Below are 19,260 nucleotides of genomic sequence, written 5' to 3'. Positions count from 1 at the left end.
GTTTTCATACATAATTAGATGAATGTACGGGAGGAGTTAGGAAGATGACGATAGGTATTTTCGTAGGCGCTTGTGATAAGAGCGATCATGTAGTGGCGCTAGCGATGTTCCTAACGAGATTAGAAAAGAAGGTTCTAATTGTAGATGCTACAACAACGAGAAGGATTGGAATGGAGATTGGGCTGTTGACTCAGTCGCCCATTCCTATTATGAGCTGGAATGGCTATGATGTTCTATCCGGTGCTGTATCCTGGGACGACATGCTCCAACTGATTGAATGGCATGGCGGTAGTGTGGATTCATACGAGCATATTATTATTGACACGGATCGTGCACTGTTTTGCAATGCTGAACAGTGGAAGCAGATAGATGTACGTTTTCTTGTGCAAACGATGGAGCGTTATTCCTTGCAAAAGAATAGGGAATGGTTGCAAGCGTTTCAGCAGCAATATGATGGGGAAGAGCTAGAATTTGTCCCAGTACTTCTTCGTTCATTTATGCCTGAAGATGAATATGAATTTATGATGGAATGGTATTTTTCAATTTTTGAGCATCGGTGGTCTCGAGAATATATTGCCATTGAAGAAGACGAACGCAATTGGATGGCACGTATATCAGGCATTCATGAGGGACAGCTGCAAACATATGCTTATCCTCGTGCTACAAAACGTGCTTGGCGGTTATTGACCGAGCATTTCACCGGGAAATTGGCAGAACGAGTCTGGAGGCAATGCTTGAAAACGCCAAAGAAGGGACGAATGAATCATGCCGCTTTGTAAACATTGGATGATTTCGTCTACAGGCAGGGGGATGGCTGGGGGATCAACCGTAGCTGCTTGTACGGCAATCAGCCTTGCCTGGCAATTTCGCATTAATGTGCTGCTCATACATGCCAAAGGTAGGGGAGAGGGAGTAGAAAGATTATTTCCACCCTCTATTGACCTTGTTGGTGAGGCGGGAATTGGAGGTCGTCTTACGACTCCGAACGGATGGAGCGCTCTAGTCCGCATGCTAAAAAATCATCAAGTTGATGAAGAATCAATATCTACTTACATGACGAGCGTGATGAGCCGATTAGACATTCTTCCTGGTTACGAATCGGGGGAAATGGAAGACATGCTCAATGCTGATCTTATTCTTCATGTACAAAGGCTTGTAAGTAAGCGATATGATCTTGTGTTGTGGGATATCAATGAGCAGGATTTTATTTCTTTGAAGCTCACAGGGAACATGCATCTGCATGGTACTATTGCTGTGATATCACAAGTTCGGTCAGAGATCCATAATGCAATGGAGAATATAAGTAAAAGAGCAGATGCATTTGTTATCGGTCAGTATGATACAAATGTTAGATTGAATCCCTTAAATGTGAAACGAATGTATTTTCTTCATCAGCCCATTTTTGCAATGCCTTATTCATCCGCTTACCGCAATGCAGCAGACGATAGGATGCTGATAGATTGGTACCTGCGTCAATCTCTCCGTCAGGATCGGGGGAAACGTTCTCCATTCATCTCTGAGCATGAGAAATTATGCAGATATATCCTTGAAGTGTCTGGTTATCATCCTGGAAGAAGCAGAAAGGCGGGGGGATAGGAGATGTCATTATGGAGTTACGTGTTATTCTCTATTCTCGCTGGAGCCATTCTATTTGTTGCATTGTATGTTTATTTGCGTATGCTTCGACATTGGCGAAGCCAGATTGTCTATCGAAATGAGGTTGAATGGACGTGGGACGGACTGCATCAAGCAGTGAAAGATACATTTCTAGCATGGACGAGTGATCTACCGCTAGATATGTACCGTGAAGAAGAGGAATTTTCACGTGAAATGAAACGTCGTGTTTCGCTTCGAAAATCTTTGCGTTCATGCTGCAGCGGCGATATTGCTGATAAAGAGTACATTAAGGAATGGATTGTTGACATGCTTCGGGAGCAGATCCGCTTGACAAAAAGCAACGCAGATCAGTTGTTGCCAATCGAGCGTCCAGAGCAGTTAACATCACAAGACAAATTTGATTTATTGTTATTTGTCTATAAGAAGCGGCATGGCTTGGATGCCTTGAGTAGACTAATCGAAAAATATGGTTGGGATGAACGGAAACGTATGTTGTCTGCTCAAGGCGAGTATCAATTGCATGATGTGATTACGTCAGAAGATATTGATACGTCCTTTCGCTTAGAACGGCTTCAGTTCAGCTGGGAGGATCGAATTCGCATTATCGCTCAGCGGTTGTACCAGCTTTATAAGGGGTTTTCTGTCATTGATGAGATTCGTGATATGCGAATTGATGGTGTATCAGGTGGTGTTAGTGGAATACCCGATGAAGCAATGACGAAAGGGGATTACTGGTCTAATCCCTCTCGAGCTTCATTTGCAAAGAACGAAGGTGAACCTGCAGTTGGTGTCATGCTGCGTGCATGTGATAGTATTTGGATTTTTTATAAGGGGAAGTCCATTAGGTTAGCATTTCTCACTTTCGGGACAGAATCGGAATTGCGCCGAGTATGCCACAATATCTATAAATATCAAACGCCTGGTTCGCTTACTGAAGCGGATGGATATCGGATTAATCATATGAAGGATGGTTCGCGTGTCGTTGTGTTGCGCCCGCCATTTGCTGAATCGTGGTCATTTTTCGTACGAAAGTTTGATACGCAGGTCGTATCACTTGATCAGCTTATTCGAGATAAGAATGCCGAGCTTCCGATTAAACTTCTGCATTTCCTAATGCGAGGGGCAAGAATAACGGCAATTACAGGTGCACAAGGATCAGGGAAAACAACATTGTTAATGGCATTAATTCAATCGATTTATGCATTTTATCCGCTTCGAGTACAGGAACAGGCCTTTGAGCTCAACCTTCGCAAGATTTATCCAGGAAGAAATATTTTGACACTTCGGGAGACAGAACGGATAGCCGGACAAGCTGGATTGGATGTACAAAAGAAGACGGACGGAACCGTACATATTTTAGGTGAAGTGGCAACAGACCCGGTTGCAGCCTGGATGATACAGATGTCACAAGTTGCGAGCTTATTTACTGTCTTTACTCACCATGCAAAGACATTTCCTGATCTCGTGTTATCACTGCGGAATTCGCTGCTTAAGACAGGAATGTTCCATAATGAATCCATTGCAGAGCAGCAGGTATGCCAGGTTATTCACTTTGATGTTCATCTAGCGCGGGATGCGGAAGGAAATCGATATATTGAACGAATTACGGAATGTATACCGATTAACAATGCAGACGAAAGTGATTTGAATGACGAGAAGCCTTTGATTCCAAACATAACATGGGATAGTTATATTGATTCTACACAGCGTATGCATCGGTATATTATGCGTACTCGATCATTCACGCATCGCAATATTATTGAGTATCATCATGGTCGATATTATCTCGTAAATCCAATCTCCGTAAATCAGAAGGAAGCCATGGAAGCAGAAATGACAACTGAGGACAAACTGCGCTTCCGAGAATGGCTTGCTCAGGAAGGAGGATATTCGGTTGCCAGCTAGCAGCTTGTTGATATGGATTGCAATTGGAGCAATTCTCGTTGCTTGGACATTGTGGATGCTGTCTCGAAAACTGGGCCCGACTCGTGTGGTTGCGAGTCAAACTGGTGCACGGGCACACACGACCGGAATTGCTGGTCTCTGCCAATTTTATAAGAGAGTGCTGCGTGAAGCATACCGCTGCAGTTTGAAAGTTCCTTTACTGAAGAAAAAGACAACATCTCTCCGGCAGCAGCTCGCACCTTTATACAGTTATGATGAATGGCTGTTAAGAGAGCGTACTGTTTCCATACTTCTCGGCAGTGGACTGGCGATTCTTGTTGCTGTATCGATATTTATCACCTTTGATCAAAATATCTTGTCATGGATCATGCTTATTGTTGTACTTAGTGTGGCGGAAAGTCTATATCGAGATGTGGTAATTACTCGTGCAGAAATCAAGTTACTACGATTATCTTCCCTATCAATAGGGCATATGAGACATGCGTATCATCGATACAAAATGGTAGATGCCGCGCTTGAAGATACCATTGATCGAGCGCATCCGATGCTTGTACCGCATTTACAGCGTGTTGCGAACATGATTGCGGATCCTGATACCGATACAGCCATGTCTGTCTTTGAGGAAGCAGCACCTAACCGGTATTATAAAATGTTTGGGGGCCTATCCAAGCTTGTTGCAGAATATGGAGATCCGAAGGGGGGAGATGGCTCCTCTTATTTAAAGGGGCTTGCCATGATTGTGCGTGAAATGCAAACAGAGTTGGTCATGCGTACAAGGCTTGACTATTTGCTCGGGGGATTAAAAGCCATTGCTGTTATTCCAATTTTATTTACAGATCCTCTGGAGCGATGGGCTATAACTTATTTCCCGGCGATGGAGCTGTTTTATAACTCGAAGCTTGGCTGGCTTCTTCAATTAACTGTGTTTTTATCTGTACTCATTTGTCATCGCTTATTGCAACAGCTCCATTGGAGACATGTGTCTGGACATGAACAAGTCAACCATATTGGATGGAGCAAACGATTGCTGGATCGGCGAGCAATCAGACGAATGCTCGTTAATTGGGTGAACTGTCGTTCGAATGACCAGATTAAGCGAGCACAGCACTTATTGCACGAAGCAAACGAATCAATGACATTAGAACAATACTTTGGGCGTCGTTTTGTACATGCAATCGTAACTTGCACTATATGCTTTATGCTAATTCTATCTCTTCACTTCGGCTCTGCACAATGGATGTGGAATCAAATCGATGACACGTCACAAAAAGCAGGATTGCATGAGGATTTCGTTAAAGAGTGGATCAGTAATGTTTCATTAGATATAGGCAGTTCGGGGCTTCAGCTTGATCTGAAAACGACTCTTACGGAGACATATCCTGAATGGAGTCCCCAACGTGTTGATCAATTAACAAAATCAATTGTCCCGCTTGCCATGTATTTTCGTGAGATGAAGGTGGCTTGGTGGGAAGTTGCTCTCCCATTTATCGCTGGATGGTGTGCCTTTTATGCAACTGTTATCATTTTGCGTCTTCGTATACGGATAAGGCAGTTAGATATGCGTACAGAAATCAGCCAGATGCAATCGCTCTGCATGATGCTGCGAGCTTTTGAGCGCATGACAGCCGAAATGATGATGGAATGGATGAGTCGGTGCACGATTATGTTCCGCCGACCATTACAAGTATGTTTGCTAAATTGGGAGAGCGGATCAGATCGTGCGCTTAAGCAGTTGCGCATTCAAGCGCCATATCCTGATTTTGTAAGACTTGTTGACAAGCTGGAGCTTGCCCATAATCATATTCCGCTTGTTGAGGCATTTGATGATGCGGAGCAGGATTGGGGCTATGAGCAGGATATGCTTAGACATCATTACGAAGCAAGCATTGAGGCAAAAGCAGGATGGGGAAGATGGCTGGGGTTCGCACCGATATACGCATTAATCTTTTTGTATCTCGTTATACCGCTTGTGTGGATGAGTGCGGAGCAAATGCGCTCTTCCTTTGAACAAATTCGAAACCTATAAACAAAGGAGTGTATGAAGTATGAATAATGCCCAATCTGCATTGAAGGTGGCAGCAGGGATTTTTCTTACCATTGCATTAATTACGATCGTTGTCTTATTGTTCGTCAGCGCACAAGAGGCAACGAAGACGGCGCAAAATGAGTTTTCCTCCATCCAGACAGAGCTGAGCAAGGCATCTTTTACGGTATATGATAATACCTCGGTAAGCGGTTCTCAGGTTATCAATGCAATACGGAAGTTTTTTAAACAAGATCAATTTGGTATTCGTGTAGTTACAGGCAAAAACAGAGCCAGCAAATCAGATGGGAACCATTATGGTTATTATGTGCTGCCAAATGGCGAAATTGCAGGTAACAATCGAAATGACAGTATTGATTCGGCATTGAATGAGTCGTCGGATAACTATGTGAATCCAAGCGGTAAGTTTAAAGCAAAATTAATTGTTGATTCCAGCAATGTGACAAGAGGAATTGTTTTTGAGCAGCAATAGGGGATTAATTACCAACTGTGTGATGGCAGAATCAATATACTTTTACAATAGTCGCTATTTCTTAAAGGAGTAATTCAGTATGTATCATGCGAGTCGAATGGTTGAACTAGCGGTAGCATCCATATTGTTAGTAGTCGCATTGGCTGTCGCTCTACAAATGATTGGAAGTACATCTTCTGTAATTCGACAAGTGGACTCTGCGAACCAAGATAAGGATCGCAGTGTTCGCGCAACGATTGATCCGATACGCTCCAAGTCTATAACAGGCGCTGACGTCATTTTGTTTATTGGGCAGTTGAGGACAAATGTTGAACTAGTAGTCGAAGGCTTGAGATTTACTTCACCAATCCATCTTGATCAGATTCAACTCGATGCGATATCGCGAACCAAGCGTTATGAACTTAGCGTGGAACGAAATGAAGGTGGCGACATCCGAAAAATGATCTTCAGGTAGGAGGATTCGTGTGGGGAATGCAGTGTTGAAGCTGCTTAGTGTGATGATAGGAGTTTTGCTGCTATTCCTTTACCCGATATTAGAATCATATCAGCGGCAGGATGATTTGGCTGTGATGTATGTGATGAGAAGTGCATCTACATTTTCAGATGCGGTAAGGGATAAGGGAGCGATTACACCTGTCATGTGGAATGATTTTATGACGGATATCGAGCGGACAGGAAATACATACGAGGTTGTTGTAGAACATTATGAGAAAAAATATGATCCAATATACACGGATCCCGTTCAGAATAGTACGTTTGCTGGTGACTATTCGATTCGGTATCAATTGAACAATAAAGCAATGATTATGGAAAAAATGTTTCCAGGAGATGGTCAATCTGTCGAATCAACTACACGTAAATACAAGCTTAGCATTGGTGACTATTTCTTTGTATCTGTGAGCAATACGAATCGGACGCGAGCCGCAATGATTATGGACTGGTTAACTGGCTCGTTTGGCCCAACGGAGCGAATTCGTATTCCTGTCGGAGGAATGGTTCGAAATGAAAATAGTTAAATTCTCAATCCTTTTCGTCTTAATCTGTTTTCCTTTATTTTGGGTGAATAAGCTGCAAGCAAGAGAGGAAGCGGAAAAGCTGCAGCTTGAGCTGAAGTTTAACGACGCAATGAATCAAGCGGTTGATGATGCGGCCCGCACATTGCGGACATTAGCAGTTTGGAAGGAGACAGAGGAAGGCTATGAATCAAAGAAGCGGCTTGAGCTTCGTCGGGACGATGCAGTTGAATCATTTTTCATGACGCTATTTCTTAACTTTGGACTATGGGATGGTGTCAGAAAACAGGATGAGTTGAAGCGATATATACCGGTGGTTGCAATCATTGGTTACGATGGTCTCGATATATATGCTGAAGAAGAGTATGTCGGCAGAAGTGGAGATGCAATACTGAATCATGTATGGAAACCTACATTGCCATATGGCTTTACGGATCAGTACGGAAATGTAATCGGGTTCACGCTGGATGATTATGTTACGATATATCATCCGTCTTCGAAAAGATGGATTACAGGGTATCAGCGTGAGTTGAAGTACGATACGGCGGAAATTCCGCTTCTGAAGGATGATCATCTTTTCGATTCAGTAAGACGTACAACAATCGTGAATACAGTTCAGAACGCATTGGCCAGTACGATTAACGCACACAATGAGGTTGCTCTGCGAAATGGCGTTTCCTACACGTTTACACTGCCAGCTATCTCTGAAGAAGAGTGGCATAATACGATTAATGATGTCGGAGTAATGGCTTTTATTCAAGGTCTTCCTGTAGGCTACTCTACATATAATCATTATGCACTTGGTGGTTCACGGCTGCTGAAGCGGGATAATTATCGTGGCACGATTATAAATGGAATTAAATATGCATTTCCTGGAAGATGCGCTCCTACAGATGCGATAGAATCTTATTTGTCTGCTCCTGATGCTGCTAAACGAGGGTATTTCATAAGATCATGTCCCTAATGAAATGGTTCTCGTGTATTCATCAATTATATAGGGCACTATGTTGAGATATTGTAAATCTATTGTCTCGATTCATGCCTCATGCTAACAATATAGGAGATATGAAGACATTACGGTGATGAGACGAGGAGCAATCGAACAAGAATGAGCACCTATAGGAAGAAATTACGAGAAACGTTTGTGACTGCACTTCAATTGGGGGTAACCTCATTTGGAGGCCCAGCAGCGCATATTGGATATTTCCATAGAACTTATGTGCGGAAATTAAAATGGGTTACTGATCAACAATTTGCAGATATGCTAGCTGTTAGTCAAATGCTTCCCGGCCCTTCTAGCAGCCAGCTAGGAATTGGAATTGGGATAAGCAGGGCAGGATGGCTTGGCGGTATAGCAGCATGGCTGGGATTTACGTTCCCATCTGCTTGTCTGCTTGCCTTATTTGCATATGGGATCAACTGGATGCCTAATCAAGATCCAGGGTGGCTGCAGGGACTGAAGATTGCTGCTGTCCCAATCATTATTCAAGCATTGTGGGGAATGAATAAGCAATTGACGACTGATACGCACCGCAGAACGATTGCTATCATTGCCGCTATTCTATCTCTTCTACTGCCTGGCGTATACGCGCAGCTAATGATTATAGCACTGTCACTAGCTGGTGGTGTCTTATTGTTCCGAAATGAACTGGATGAATCTGTACTAACCTCCAGAAATGGAGGCGTTTCAACCGTATGCGAAGAAGAAGTTATGACCATGATTTCACGTACTTTTGCAAAATGGATGCTGGCACTATTTATCTTGCTGCTCGTTGGCCTGCCCATAGTGGGCTCATATATTCCCGGTGTACTAACTCAGCTTATGGAAATGATGTACCGTACAGGGGCATCAGTATTTGGCGGAGGACATGTTGTTTTACCTATGCTTAAGCAGGAGTTAATGTCCGCGGAATTGTTGGACGATTCGACATTGCTAGCGGGATATGGAGCAGCACAGGCCGTTCCGGGCCCATTGTTTACATTCGCGGCATTTATCGGGGCGTCCATTAGCCACGGTAGTTTTGGGGTTTTACTGGCTATTGTGTCAATTTTATTTATCTTCCTTCCTTCGTACTTACTGATGGGGGCGGTATTGCCATTTATGTCGCATATCCGACGAAGTCGAGTAGTTCGAGCTGCATTACATGGGGTTAATGCAGCAGTAGTGGGATTATTGCTAGCTGCTCTATATGATCCTGTAATTACGACATCAGTTACTACTCCATTGCATATGTGCATTGTGCTCATTGGGGTAATGTCACTTATCGTATGGAAGCAATCGCCGTTGATTACGGTTTTACTGTCTGCCTTGTCGGGGATGTTGCTGTTGTAAGTAAAGTAGTGATTATCAAATAGCCATTTGATGTCAGTCATTCGTACTGGAGCATCAAATGGCTATTTTCTTACGAAGATTGAGGATAAGATTGCAGGAAAAGCAGTGTACATTCAATCGCGACTGCAAATGATTAGTAAGTAGCCTTCCTTTACTTGAATAGTTGCGGCATCAACATCATCCCATTCGTTGCTAACCCCTAGAGATTGTCCGATATGTAGTGTTGCATCATCAAGCGGATACTTAAATCCGGTTAATGTAATCCCTGTTACCGTTAAGCTCAAAGGAAGTAAAGATACGTAAGGATAATTGTTAGTCTGAAGTGTTACCGTCGAGTTTGTTAACATAATAATGTTATGGTCATTGATTATACGACACATAATCCCTGCATCAACGGCTTTACGCAATAAATGTATATTAGCCATCGTGTGATCAAGACGTGTACCGGTTACTCCGAACATTGTAATTTGCGATGGTTTCATCGCTAACGCACGATTGAATGCAAGCTCTGTATCGGTATAATTTTTATCGATCGCGTCACAATCTGTATACTGCCTGCTTGATTCACGAATTCGTTCACGTTCAGCATCAGTGACAGAGTCAAAATCCCCTAAGGCCAGATCAGGTGTGATTTGATGCTGTACAAGATATAGTGCGCCTCGATCGGCACCAATAATATAATCGCAAATTTGAATTTGCATCAGAATTTGTTCCGAGATGGCTCCTCCAGCTACAATGGCAATATGTGATGGTGTTATGGGTAACTTTAGATCGTTTGGCAATGTAAAGACCTTCCTTTAATTCACTAATAGGGTTGATGGCATGCTGCATCCTTTTTATTATATCGAATTATGCAAGTCGAACCAAATATAAAATCCATTTGCATTACATAGTGACAGTCGATACAATAAGTGAAATCTTATGGAGGATGTGACCATTTATATGTTGGGGGAATTCCGCTAACAGTAAAATAGTGATAATAAAGGAGGGAGCTTCTGTGACAGAAAGTACGAAAGTAAAAGTATTGTTTGTTTGTTTGGGAAATATCTGCCGATCTCCTATGGCTGAGGCCGTGTTCCGTGACCAAGTAAAGCAGGCGGGCTTGGAACACGTGATTCAAGTGGATTCAGCAGGAACAGGGGACTGGCATATCGGTCATCCGCCGCATGAAGGAACGCGCAAGTTGTTGGACAAGCATGGTATTACTTATGAGGGGATGATAGCGCGCCAGTTGATACCGACGGATTTTCAGACGTTTACGTATATTGTTTGTATGGATCCGAACAACGAACGTAATGTGCTGGATTGGAACGGTTCAGACACTCGGACATCAGAAGTTCTTCGATTCATGTCTTTGCTGCCGGAAGAGAATAGCGACGAGGTTCCTGATCCGTACTATACAGGCAATTTCGAAGAGGTATACCGCTTAATTAAGACAGGTTGCGAGCGCTTATTAAAGCGAATCAAAAATGAACATCAATTCATGTGACAAAATTTTATTATAATAGGATCAAAGTAGTGACATACATCCTTGTATGCCACTACTTTTTTTTATTAAATAGGGATGTCTCATATCATTGCTCGTAATGTGACAGCTATAAGATAGGCGGGCTTGATTAGTCTAGGAAATGACGCAGAGCATCTGGGACGTATTTTTGCCAGAATCCCCACAAATGATGTCCATCATGCTCAGCATAGTGGACATGTGCTTTTCGATCTGTAAAAAGCTTATGTGTATCTCGGTTCAATTCAACGAAGTTGTAAGTGCCCGTATCAGTTGTAAAGGCCGTCTCTTGCAAACCAACAATCATAAAGAGATGCAGCCATGAAAGATCCTGCTCCTTCGCAATTAGCTGCTGCGAATATGGATAATAGGCGCCGGATAATGAGATTACTTGGCGGAACTTATCAGGATATTTTAGTGCCAAATGCAGAGATACTGTACCCCCCAGTGAATCACCGGCAAGCGTGATTTCTGTCCAGTCTGTTCGAACAGGATACATCTGCTCGATTGCAGGTACAATTTCTTCTGCGAATGCACGTGTATACGAATCAAATCGTTCTCCATCTGGAGCGTACTCTGAAGTGCGAATTTTCTTATTTACATCGACACCAACGATAATAAATGGCTCCATATCGTCTTCGATAATGAGCTGATTCGCGTGTGTCGCAATGCGACCGAAATTAAAGAAATCTTCTCCATCCTGACAATAGACAACCGGGTAGCTGAGAATTTCCTGGTATCCCGGCGGCAAGTATACGCGAACGTGACGGCTGCCTCCTTCGAGATATTTGCTTGGAATATCGTGTTTTACAATAGTTCTTTTTAAGATTGAAGAATCTGACATGCATAGCACCGCCTTCATGCAAAATTTTATCAATGTTGGTGAATACTAAATTCGATGGTCTTGATTAGAGAATCACTATAGAAAAAAGCAGGATTTTTGGCTTTCTACTATATAATGTTCCGCGAACAAGTATCGAGTATGTGAGTGAGTTCACAAATTTGTAACACCCTGTTATAGTCAAAAATAAGAGCTGTTATAACAACAATTCAACAAAATGTTCACTTTTTTCGCGTTTTATTTTGACCAATCGACTAAAACAGGTGTATAATAATTCTATAACAGCGAAACAAAATCTTCAAACTTTTATTGAGGTGAAAAACATGAGCAAGTTCCCATTTGAAGTTCAGACGGAAGATATTCAACCGTTGTCCGTTTTGTCTCCGGAAGGAGAAATTGTTAACCCGGATATGGTTCCGGATCTGACTGACGAACAATTGAAAGAAATCATGTACCGTATGGTATTTACACGTACATGGGATGATCGCGCAATCAACCTCGGTCGTCAAGGCCGCCTTGGTTTCTATGCACCTGTATCCGGTCAAGAAGCTTCTATGGTAGGTAGTGTATATCCTTTGCAAAAAGAAGACTTTGTTGTGCCAGCATATCGTGACATGCCGCAAATCGTATGGCACGGATTGCCATTGTACCAAGCATTCTTGTACTCCCGTGGACATCAACATGGTGGACAAATTCCAGAAGGCGTTAACGTAATGATGCCGCAAATCATCATCGGTGCGCAAATCCTGCACGCGATGGGTATTGCTATGGGCTTCAAATTGAAAAAGCAAGCACAAGTTGCAATCACATACACAGGTGACGGCGGTTCTTCCGAGGGCGACTTCTACGAAGGCTTGAACTTCGCAGGCGCATTCAACTTGCCAGTTATCTTCTTCGTACAAAACAACGGTTATGCCATCACAACTCCATTTGCGAAACAAACAAATGCGAAGTCGATCGCTCACAAATCCGTTGCAGCAGGTATCCATGGCATGCAAGTAGACGGCATGGACGTACTTGCCGTTATCAAGGCTGTTCAAATCGCTGCAGAACGCGGACGTAAAGGTGAGGGCGCAACATTGATCGAAGCGTTGACTTACCGTTACCGTCCACACTCCATGGCGGACGATACTACAAAATATCGTACAAAAGACGAAGAAGCAGAATGGGCAATCAAAGATCCACTCGTGCGCTTCGGCAAATACTTGGAGAAAAAAGGTCTTTGGACAGAAGAAGACACAGCTCGCGTAAAAGATGAAGCAAAAGCAAAAGTGAACGAAGAAATCAAACGTGCTGAAAAGACAGAGAAAATGACTGTTTCAGGTTTGATCGACAGCATGTTCGAAACAACTCCGAAATTCTTGGAAGAGCAAAAAGCAGATTTCCAATAATTCGGACAGCGATCTGAAAGTTAACGGGACTCGTATTGATGCGAGGACAACGAATCCATATAAGGTTCTGTGATAACGGTAAGGAGGAAACGAAGCAATGGCACAAATGAATATGAAAGAAGCGATTCGCGACGCAATGCGCGTTGAGTTGAAACGAGACCCTAATGTTGTGGTCTTTGGGGAAGACGTTGGCCATGTCGGCGGAGTATTCCGTGCGACTGAAGGTTTGCAAAAAGAATTTGGTGAAGAGCGTGTATTCGATACACCGCTTGCGGAGTCGGCAATTGGCGGTTTGGCAGTAGGTCTTGGTGTTCAAGGCTTCCGTCCTGTTGCTGAAATCCAATTCGTAGGTTTCATCTATGAAGCACTTGACCAAATGTGCGTTCAAGCAGCACGTATGCGCTTCCGTTCCGGCGGCCGCTACAATGCGCCAATCGTATTCCGTACACCATTTGGTGGCGGCGTAAAAGCTGCAGAATTGCACACTGACTCGCTAGAAGGATTGATGGTACAAACTCCTGGTATCAAGGTTATTGTTCCTTCCAATCCTTACGATGCAAAAGGATTGATGATTTCCGCAATCCGTGACAATGATCCAGTATTCTTCATGGAACACTTGAACCTGTACCATGCGTTCCGTGATGAAGTTCCAGAAGGCGAATATACAGTTGAGATCGGTAAAGCAAAAGTTGTTCGTGAAGGTAAAGACGTAACAATTCTTGCATACGGCTTGATGGTTCATACAGCAATGAAAGCTGCTGCTGAGCTTGAAAAGCAAGGCGTACAAGCAGAAGTAATCGACCTTCGCACTTTGGCGCCGCTTGATATCGACACAATCGTTGAGTCCATCAAGAAAACGAACCGCGCAATCGTTGTACAAGAAGCACAAAAAACTTCCGGCGTAGCTGCAGAGGTTATTGCGCAAATCAACGAAAAAGCGATTCTTCACTTGGAAGCACCTGTACTTCGCGTTGCAGGTCCAGATACAGTGTATCCTTTCGCACAAATCGAAGATCAATGGTTGCCTACACCAGCTCGCATCGTAGATGGCGTCAATAAAGTATTGAACTTCTAAGAGAGAACCGAACAGAGAGTAGAAGGAGGATTTTACTGTGGCTAAATTTGAGTATCGCTTCCCTGAACTAGGGGAGGGCCTTCACGAAGGCGAAATTATTAAAATGCACATTAAAGCAGGAGACAAGGTAACTGATGATGACATCATCATGGAAGTACAAAACGATAAAGCTATCGTTGAAGTTCCTTGCCCTGTAAATGGTACGGTATTGGAAGTATTCGCGAAAGATGGTCAAGTATGCCACATGGGCGAAGTTGTAGCGATCATCGACGCTGAAGGTGACATTCCTGAGCAAGATATGCCAGAAGAAGCAGCTCAAGAGGAAGCAGCTCCTGCACCAGCAGCAGCTGAAGCTCCTAAAGCTGAAGGCGTAGCAACAGCACCTAACCGTGATGTTCTTGCAACTCCAAGCGTTCGCAAACATGCTCGCGATCTTGGCGTGAACATTGCTGAAGTTCCTGCTACAGGCAAGAACGGTAAAATCACTCGTGAAGATGTAGATGCATTCGCTAACGGCGGAGCACCTGCAGCTTCAGCAGCAGCTGCAGCACCAAAAGCAGAAGAAGCGAAAACAGCAGCACCTGCAGCACCTGCAACAGGGCGTGCAGCTGAAGAAGAGCGCGTACCATTCAAAGGTATCCGCAAAGCGATCTCCAATGCAATGGTTAAATCGGCTTATACAGCTCCACACGTTACAATCATGGACGAAGTGGAAGTTGGCGAGCTTGTTGCTTTCCGCACACGCTTGAAGCCAATGATGGAGAAGAAAGGTATAAAAGTAACTTACCTTCCATTCATCGTAAAAGCACTCGTTGCAGCTTGCCGTCAATTCCCTGCGATGAACGCAATGATCGACGAAGCAAACAACGAAATCGTGTACAAAAAATACTACAACATCGGTATTGCAACAGATACAGACAATGGCTTGATCGTTCCTGTTATCAATGATGCAGATCGTCGCAGCATCTGGATGATCGCTGATGATATTAAAGACTTGGCTAGCCGTGGTCGCGAAGGCAAACTTGGCCCGAACGAATTGAAAGGCAGCACAATTACAATCACTAACATCGGTTCTGCTGGCGGTATGTTCTTTACTCCGATCATCAACTTCCCAGAAGTTGCAATCTTGGGTACAGGCCGTATCTCCGAGAAACCAGTTGTGAAGAACGGCGAAATCGTGGCAGCGCCAGTTATGGCTTTGTCCCTCAGCTTCGACCACCGTCTGATCGACGGCGCGACAGCTCAAAACTTTATGAACTACATCAAGCAACTGCTTGCTAACCCTGAGTTGCTTGTAATGGAGGTGTAACCGGAAATGGTAGTAGGAGACGCATCTTTGAATATTGACACTTTGGTTATCGGGGCAGGCCCTGGCGGTTACGTGGCAGCGATTCGCGCTGCCCAACTCGGCCAAAGCGTACTCATCGTAGATAAATCCGAACTCGGCGGTGTTTGCTTGAACCGCGGTTGTATTCCATCCAAAGCGCTTATTAGCGCAGCACATCAATATGAAGTAACACAACACGCTTCTGCAATCGGTATTACTGCAGAAAACGTAAAAGTTGACTTCAAAAAAGTGCAAGAATTCAAAGGCGGCGTAGTTAAGAAATTGACTGGCGGCGTAGGCGCTTTGTTGAAAGCTAACAAAGTTCAAGTGTTCAAAGGCGAATGCATGTTCATCAATGAAAATGAAGCACGTGTCTTCAACGATCAAGAAGCACCGCGCTACAAGTTCAAAAACTGCATCATCGCAACAGGTTCCCGTCCAATCGAATTGAAGCCATTCCCATTCACTGGACGCATCCTGTCTTCGACAGAAGCTTTGGAATTGCAAGAAGTTCCTAATTCATTGATCGTTATCGGTGGCGGCTACATCGGCGCTGAGCTTGGTCAAATGTACTCCAAGTTCGGCACGAAAGTAACAGTTATCGAAGGCGCGGACATGGTTCTTCCTGGCTTCGATAAAGACATGACACAACTTGTATCGAAAAACATGAAGAAATCCAATGTTGAGATCTTCACTGGTGCTAAAGCTGAGTCTGCTACACAAACAGACAAAGACGTTACTGTGAAATTCACAGTTGGCGGCGAGTCCAAAGAAGTGACAGCTGACTACTTGCTCGTAACAGTTGGTCGTCGTCCGAACACAGACGGTGAGCTTGGTCTGGACATGATCGGTGTGAAAATGACTGATCGCGGCTTGATCGAAGTTGACCATCAAGGTCGCACAAGCATTCCGCACATCTTCGCTATCGGTGATATCGTTGCTGGTCCTGCATTGGCTCACAAAGCTTCTTACGAAGGTAAAGTGGCTGCAGAAGCAATCGCTGGAATGCCTAGCGTTGTAGATTACAAGTGCATCCCTGCAGTATGCTTCACTGATCCAGAGTGCGCAAGCGTAGGATTGTCTGAATCCGAAGCGAAGGAAAAAGGCTTCAAAGTGAAAGCTGGTAAATTCCCTTATGCAGGTAACGGTCGTGCGTTGTCCCTCGGCGGCAGCGTTGACGGCTTCGTGAAAATCGTATCCGATGCTGACACAGGTATCGTTCTCGGTTCTCAAATCGTTGGTCCTGAAGCATCGAACTTGATCGCGGAGATGGGCTTGGCAGTTGAAATGGCTGCAACTGTAGAAGACTTGGCTCTTACAATCCACGCTCACCCAACACTTGGTGAAATCGTGATGGAAGCTGCCGAAGTTGTTCTTGGTCACCCAATCCACACGGTAGGTAAGTAATCCCCTCTCTCTCTGAGGGTTCTGTATACGTTCTGTTACGGTTCTGTTTATATATTGATTTGCTTTTGCCCTTGCAGCAGCGCTGCGGGGGCTTTTTTTTACCGAGATGTAAATGGTACTGGTTGTAAAAGGTCATCAATGTAATAAATAGGGGATTTTTCTTCTATATTACTAATACCAATGTATTGATGATAAGTACACATTTACGGAATGGAGAGGATACTATGAGCAATTTCTTTGATAAATTAAAACAAGGTGCGGCGGAAGCAGGCAAAAAAGCACAGACCACGATAGAGGTAAATCGGTTGAAATTTCAAATATCCTCAAAGGAAAAAGAAATTACGGGCATTTACAGTCGTATGGGAGAATGTGTATATCATGCCATGCAAAATGAGTCATTAGAAGAGATAAGTGATCAACTGTTACTCTTTAGTGAACAGGTCAATCAAAAGAAAGCCGAAATTCAGGAAATTGAAGACCGAATTCGCACCGTGCAGAATGAGAAGTTGTGTCCGGCTTGTAGTAAACCTGCTGCATTAGATACGAAGTTTTGCTCGAGTTGTGGTCATCACTTTGTAGATCATAATCCAAATATGGAAAATGGAGAAATAAAAGTGATGGTTGTATGTCCAGTGTGTCAGGTAGCAAGTGAGAAAAGCTCTAGCTTTTGTGCGGAATGTGGACATAAATTCGAAGGGCAGCAATAAGATGGTGATGCATCCGGGTATAATATGCCCGGATTTTGCTTTTGATTTTGCCTCCTTTAGAGAATGAGAATCAAGTAACCTTAAGGTAAGGCGCAACTTGGTATACAATCAACACAATGATAATGGAATGGGATACCCGATGATTTTTTTACTTCGGAATGGTACACTAGGTAAGATACACTTCAGAACGGTAAGGAAAGTGAGTGGATAGAGAATGAAATCATATTTGGCATTGTTGCAGGATATTTTGGATCATGGTGTGAAAAAAGAGGATCGCACGGGGACAGGTACTATCTCAGTATTTGGCCGGCAGCTTCGATTTGACCTAAATGAAGGCTTCCCGCTCGTGACGACGAAGCGTCTGCATCTTCGTTCGATTATTCATGAGCTGCTGTGGTTCCTTAGCGGCGATACGAATATCGGCTACTTGAAGGAAAACAAGGTAACGATTTGGGATGAGTGGGCAGACGAGAACGGTAATCTTGGCCCTGTCTACGGATCTCAATGGCGGAAGTGGGAGACGAAAGACGGTCGTACGATTGACCAAATCACGAATGTTATTGAACAAATTAAGTCGAATCCGGATTCTCGCCGCTTGCTCGTGTCAGCATGGAATGTAGGAGAGGTCGACCAAATGAAGCTGCCTCCTTGCCACTATTCCTTCCAATTTTACGTTGCGGAGGGCAAGCTGAGCTGTTTATTGAACATGCGTTCCGTGGATACATTCCTTGGATTGCCGTTCAATATTGCTAGCTACGCGCTGTTGACGCATATGGTTGCTCAGCAATGCGATTTGGAGGTAGGTGAGTTCATATGGAGCGGTGGTGACGTCCATATTTACTCTAACCATTTGGAGCAGGTGAACACGCAGTTGCAGCGTGAACCGTTGCCGCTTCCAAAGCTGGTCATTAAGCGCAAGCCAGAATCGATCTTTGATTATCGCTTTGAGGATTTTGAATTTGAAGGCTACGAATATCACCCGGCAATCAAAGCGCCTGTAGCTGTGTAAGAGCAGCGAACGTAATGATTACATTCGACTTCTGTGACTCTGCAACAAACGAACCAAGGAGGAATTGAATTTGTCGATTACGATGATATGGGCGATGGATGAACAGCGGCTTATCGGCAAGGATAACGGGATGCCATGGCACCTGCCGAATGATATGAAGTTTTTCCGTGAGAATACGAAAGGCAAGACCGTTGTTATGGGCAGAAAAACGTATGAATCGCTGAATGGAGCACTACCGAAGCGTCGCAATCTCGTGCTGACGCGTAATTCGGAGTGGCGTACGGATGATGCCGAAGTCATTACTGACATCAATCCCGTACTTGAGCTTGCCCAAAATGAAGAAGTGATGATTATTGGTGGAGCACAAATTTACAATCTTTTCATGCCTCATGCGGATAAGCTGCTTGTAACCCGGATTTCGGGTACATTTGAAGGCGACGAGCGGTTTCCGGCATATGATGAGCATGTATGGGAGCTGGAATGGGAGCAGCCGGGCATTGTGGATGAAAAGAATGCGTATTCTCACCAATTCCAGTCCTATTTGCGGAAAAATAGATCGAAAAACTAGTAGGTTGAAGTTGCTGCTGTGTGAAGAAATGCAAATGATTTGTTCATG

The 19,260-nt window shown here is 43.9% G+C and carries 19 protein-coding genes; 17 read left to right on the top strand and 2 right to left on the bottom strand.

What is annotated here, in order from left to right; all coding sequences use genetic code 11:
• Positions 1-44 precede the first annotated feature (44 nt).
• The 9 genes from ACQ5BJ_RS04550 (at position 45) to chrA (ending at position 9,383) form a co-directional block, all read left to right on the top strand.
• Positions 45-779 (top strand): hypothetical protein, encoded by a 735-nt coding sequence (locus ACQ5BJ_RS04550; protein ID WP_430108812.1) that lies wholly within the window; start codon positions 45-47, stop codon positions 777-779.
• On the top strand, positions 766-1,596 hold the full coding sequence (locus tag ACQ5BJ_RS04545; protein WP_268622890.1) for a hypothetical protein: 831 nt from the start codon (positions 766-768) through the stop codon (positions 1,594-1,596). The genes ACQ5BJ_RS04550 and ACQ5BJ_RS04545 overlap by 14 nt, the downstream gene beginning before the upstream one ends.
• Before the next feature lie 3 nt (positions 1,597-1,599).
• Positions 1,600-3,522, top strand: a complete 1,923-nt coding sequence (locus ACQ5BJ_RS04540) for an ATPase, T2SS/T4P/T4SS family (protein WP_289355746.1) — start codon at positions 1,600-1,602, stop codon at positions 3,520-3,522.
• The gene (locus ACQ5BJ_RS04535; RefSeq protein WP_430108809.1) at positions 3,512-5,548 is read left to right on the top strand and encodes a GTPase SAR1; all 2,037 of its coding nucleotides are present in this window, start codon (positions 3,512-3,514) and stop codon (positions 5,546-5,548) included. The genes ACQ5BJ_RS04540 and ACQ5BJ_RS04535 overlap by 11 nt, the downstream gene beginning before the upstream one ends.
• A gap of 19 nt (positions 5,549-5,567) precedes the next feature.
• Positions 5,568-6,038, top strand: a complete 471-nt coding sequence (locus ACQ5BJ_RS04530; protein WP_005549910.1) for a hypothetical protein — start codon at positions 5,568-5,570, stop codon at positions 6,036-6,038.
• Positions 6,039-6,117: 79 nt separating this feature from the next.
• Complete coding sequence (locus ACQ5BJ_RS04525; protein ID WP_268599485.1) at positions 6,118-6,492, top strand: hypothetical protein; 375 nt, start codon at positions 6,118-6,120, stop codon at positions 6,490-6,492.
• 10 nt (positions 6,493-6,502) lie between these two features.
• On the top strand, positions 6,503-7,054 hold the full coding sequence (locus tag ACQ5BJ_RS04520) for a hypothetical protein (protein ID WP_268599486.1): 552 nt from the start codon (positions 6,503-6,505) through the stop codon (positions 7,052-7,054).
• Positions 7,041-8,015: a hypothetical protein gene (locus ACQ5BJ_RS04515; protein ID WP_430108807.1), complete on the top strand. Its 975-nt coding sequence runs from the start codon at positions 7,041-7,043 to the stop codon at positions 8,013-8,015. Before ACQ5BJ_RS04520 ends, ACQ5BJ_RS04515 begins: the two co-directional genes overlap by 14 nt.
• A gap of 144 nt (positions 8,016-8,159) precedes the next feature.
• A complete protein-coding gene (chrA, locus tag ACQ5BJ_RS04510) occupies positions 8,160-9,383 on the top strand; it encodes a chromate efflux transporter (protein ID WP_430108804.1) in 1,224 nt (407 codons plus the stop codon).
• A 113-nt stretch (positions 9,384-9,496) separates the two neighbouring features.
• Here chrA and ACQ5BJ_RS04505 read toward each other — a convergent pair whose 3' ends face one another.
• On the bottom strand, positions 9,497-10,165 hold the full coding sequence (locus ACQ5BJ_RS04505) for a thiamine diphosphokinase (RefSeq protein ID WP_005549919.1): 669 nt from the start codon (positions 10,163-10,165) through the stop codon (positions 9,497-9,499).
• Positions 10,166-10,380: 215 nt separating this feature from the next.
• Here ACQ5BJ_RS04505 and ACQ5BJ_RS04500 point away from each other — a divergent pair, with 215 nt between their 5' ends.
• The gene (locus tag ACQ5BJ_RS04500; RefSeq protein ID WP_268599489.1) at positions 10,381-10,872 is read left to right on the top strand and encodes a low molecular weight protein-tyrosine-phosphatase; all 492 of its coding nucleotides are present in this window, start codon (positions 10,381-10,383) and stop codon (positions 10,870-10,872) included.
• A 127-nt stretch (positions 10,873-10,999) separates the two neighbouring features.
• On the opposite strand, the gene ACQ5BJ_RS04495 is transcribed toward ACQ5BJ_RS04500, so the two are convergent.
• A complete protein-coding gene (locus ACQ5BJ_RS04495) occupies positions 11,000-11,731 on the bottom strand; it encodes an alpha/beta hydrolase (RefSeq protein WP_268599490.1) in 732 nt (243 codons plus the stop codon).
• A gap of 320 nt (positions 11,732-12,051) precedes the next feature.
• On the opposite strand from ACQ5BJ_RS04495, the gene pdhA reads away from it, so the two are divergent.
• The 7 genes from pdhA to ACQ5BJ_RS04460 all read left to right on the top strand — a co-directional run bounded on the left by pdhA (position 12,052) and on the right by ACQ5BJ_RS04460 (position 19,212).
• Entirely contained in the window at positions 12,052-13,119 is a 1,068-nt protein-coding gene (gene pdhA, locus ACQ5BJ_RS04490; RefSeq protein WP_005549922.1) for a pyruvate dehydrogenase (acetyl-transferring) E1 component subunit alpha, read from the top strand.
• 97 nt (positions 13,120-13,216) lie between these two features.
• Positions 13,217-14,194 (top strand): alpha-ketoacid dehydrogenase subunit beta, encoded by a 978-nt coding sequence (locus tag ACQ5BJ_RS04485; protein WP_005549923.1) that lies wholly within the window; start codon positions 13,217-13,219, stop codon positions 14,192-14,194.
• Positions 14,195-14,231: 37 nt separating this feature from the next.
• Positions 14,232-15,503, top strand: a complete 1,272-nt coding sequence (locus ACQ5BJ_RS04480; RefSeq protein ID WP_430108799.1) for a dihydrolipoamide acetyltransferase family protein — start codon at positions 14,232-14,234, stop codon at positions 15,501-15,503.
• A gap of 6 nt (positions 15,504-15,509) precedes the next feature.
• On the top strand, positions 15,510-16,928 hold the full coding sequence (gene lpdA / locus ACQ5BJ_RS04475; protein WP_005549925.1) for a dihydrolipoyl dehydrogenase: 1,419 nt from the start codon (positions 15,510-15,512) through the stop codon (positions 16,926-16,928).
• Positions 16,929-17,152: 224 nt separating this feature from the next.
• Entirely contained in the window at positions 17,153-17,635 is a 483-nt protein-coding gene (locus ACQ5BJ_RS04470) for a zinc ribbon domain-containing protein (protein ID WP_005549926.1), read from the top strand.
• Between the two features lie 214 nt (positions 17,636-17,849).
• A complete protein-coding gene (gene thyA, locus ACQ5BJ_RS04465) occupies positions 17,850-18,644 on the top strand; it encodes a thymidylate synthase (RefSeq protein ID WP_005549927.1) in 795 nt (264 codons plus the stop codon).
• Between the two features lie 70 nt (positions 18,645-18,714).
• Complete coding sequence (locus tag ACQ5BJ_RS04460; protein WP_268599491.1) at positions 18,715-19,212, top strand: dihydrofolate reductase; 498 nt, start codon at positions 18,715-18,717, stop codon at positions 19,210-19,212.
• The last annotated feature ends 48 nt before the right edge of the window (positions 19,213-19,260 follow it).

The sequence above is a fragment of the Paenibacillus sp. B1-35 genome (assembly GCF_050474385.1).
Lineage (GTDB): Bacteria > Bacillota > Bacilli > Paenibacillales > Paenibacillaceae > Paenibacillus_B > Paenibacillus_B alvei.
This window is presented reverse-complemented; position numbering and strand designations above follow the sequence as displayed.